This is a genomic window from Streptomyces sp. NPDC043738 (genome assembly GCF_056436545.1).
Window position 1 is genome coordinate 1 of the sequence record NZ_JBWKCJ010000066.1, and the last position, 2,494, is coordinate 2,494.

Annotated in this window: 1 rRNA gene; it reads left to right on the top strand. The window is 56.1% G+C overall.

Going from position 1 to position 2,494, the window contains the following annotated elements:
* Positions 1-2,473 (top strand): 23S ribosomal RNA (locus tag AC0680_RS37845); the annotation flags it as partial.
* Positions 2,474-2,494 lie beyond the last annotated feature (21 nt).

Sequence of the window (2,494 nt, forward strand, 5' to 3'; positions counted from 1 at the left end):
GTCGTGACTGCGTGCCTTTTGAAGAATGAGCCTGCGAGTTTGCGGTATGTTGCGAGGTTAACCCGTGTGGGGAAGCCGTAGCGAAAGCGAGTCCGAATAGGGCGTTGAGTAGCGTGCCCAAGACCCGAAGCGGAGTGATCTAGCCATGGGCAGGTTGAAGCGGAGGTAAGACTTCGTGGAGGACCGAACCCACCAGGGTTGAAAACCTGGGGGATGACCTGTGGTTAGGGGTGAAAGGCCAATCAAACTCCGTGATAGCTGGTTCTCCCCGAAATGCATTTAGGTGCAGCGTCGTGTGTTTCTTGCCGGAGGTAGAGCACTGGATAGGCGATGGGCCCTACCGGGTTACTGACCTTAGCCAAACTCCGAATGCCGGTAAGTGAGAGCGCGGCAGTGAGACTGTGGGGGATAAGCTCCATGGTCGAGAGGGAAACAGCCCAGAGCATCGACTAAGGCCCCTAAGCGTGTGCTAAGTGGGAAAGGATGTGGAGTCGCAGAGACAACCAGGAGGTTGGCTTAGAAGCAGCCATCCTTGAAAGAGTGCGTAATAGCTCACTGGTCAAGTGATTCCGCGCCGACAATGTAGCGGGGCTCAAGCACACCGCCGAAGTCGTGTCATTGCAGTAATACTCCCAACGGAGGCTGTGATGGGTAGGGGAGCGTCGTGTGCCGGGTGAAGCAGCCGTGGAAACGAGTTGTGGACGGTTCACGAGTGAGAATGCAGGCATGAGTAGCGATACACACGTGGGAAACGTGTGCGCCGATTGACTAAGGGTTCCTGGGTCAAGCTGATCTGCCCAGGGTAAGTCGGGACCTAAGGCGAGGCCGACAGGCGTAGTCGATGGACAACCGGTTGATATTCCGGTACCCGCTTTGAAACGCCCAATATCGAATCCATTAATGCTAAGGCCGTGAAGCCGGCCTGGAGTCTTCGGACGAAGGGACGTGGTGGAGCCGCCGATCCAAGGTGGTAGTAGGTAAGCGATGGGGTGACGCAGGAAGGTAGTCCAGCCCGGGCGGTGGTTGTCCCGGGGTAAGGGTGTAGCCCGTCATCTAGGCAAATCCGGATGACATATAAGGGTGAGACCTGATGCCGAGCCGATTGTGGTGAAGTGGATGATCCTATGCTGTCGAGAAAAGCCTCTAGCGAGTTTCATGGCGGCCCGTACCCTAAACCGACTCAGGTGGTCAGGTAGAGAATACCGAGGCGTTCGGGTGAACTATGGTTAAGGAACTCGGCAAAATGCCCCCGTAACTTCGGGAGAAGGGGGGCCATTTCTGGTGATGAGTCTTGCACTCTGAGCTGGGGGTGGCCGCAGAGACCAGCGAGAAGCGACTGTTTACTAAAAACACAGGTCCGTGCGAAGCCGTAAGGCGATGTATACGGACTGACGCCTGCCCGGTGCTGGAACGTTAAGGGGACCGGTTAGTCACATTTCGGTGTGGCGAAGCTGAGAACTTAAGCGCCAGTAAACGGCGGTGGTAACTATAACCATCCTAAGGTAGCGAAATTCCTTGTCGGGTAAGTTCCGACCTGCACGAATGGCGTAACGACTTCTCGACTGTCTCAACCATAGGCCCGGTGAAATTGCATTACGAGTAAAGATGCTCGTTTCGCGCAGCAGGACGGAAAGACCCCGGGACCTTTACTATAGCTTGATATTGGTGTTCGGTTCGGCTTGTGTAGGATAGGTGGGAGACTTTGAAGCCGTGACGCCAGTCATGGTGGAGTCATTGTTGAAATACCACTCTGGTCGTGCTGGATGTCTAACCTGGGTCCGTGATCCGGATCAGGGACAGTGTCTGGTGGGTAGTTTAACTGGGGCGGTTGCCTCCTAAAGGGTAACGGAGGCGCCCAAAGGTTCCCTCAGCCTGGTTGGCAATCAGGTGTTGAGTGTAAGTGCACAAGGGAGCTTGACTGTGAGACTGACGGGTCGAGCAGGTACGAAAGTAGGGACTAGTGATCCGGCGGTGGCTTGTGGAAGCGCCGTCGCTCAACGGATAAAAGGTACCCCGGGGATAACAGGCTGATCTTCCCCAAGAGTCCATATCGACGGGATGGTTTGGCACCTCGATGTCGGCTCGTCGCATCCTGGGGCTGGAGTCGGTCCCAAGGGTTGGGCTGTTCGCCCATTAAAGCGGTACGCGAGCTGGGTTTAGAACGTCGTGAGACAGTTCGGTCCCTATCCGCTGTGCGCGTAGGAGTCTTGAGAAGGGCTGTCCCTAGTACGAGAGGACCGGGACGGACGAACCTCTGGTGTGCCAGTTGTCCTGCCAAGGGCATGGCTGGTTGGCTACGTTCGGAAAGGATAACCGCTGAAAGCATCTAAGCGGGAAGCCTGCTTCGAGATGAGGACTCCCACCCCCTTTGAGGGGTTAAGGCTCCCAGTAGACGACTGGGTTGATAGGCCAGATATGGAAGCGCCGTAAGGTGTGGAGTTGACTGGTACTAATAGGCCGAGGGCTTGTCCTCAGTTGCTCGCGTCCACTGTGT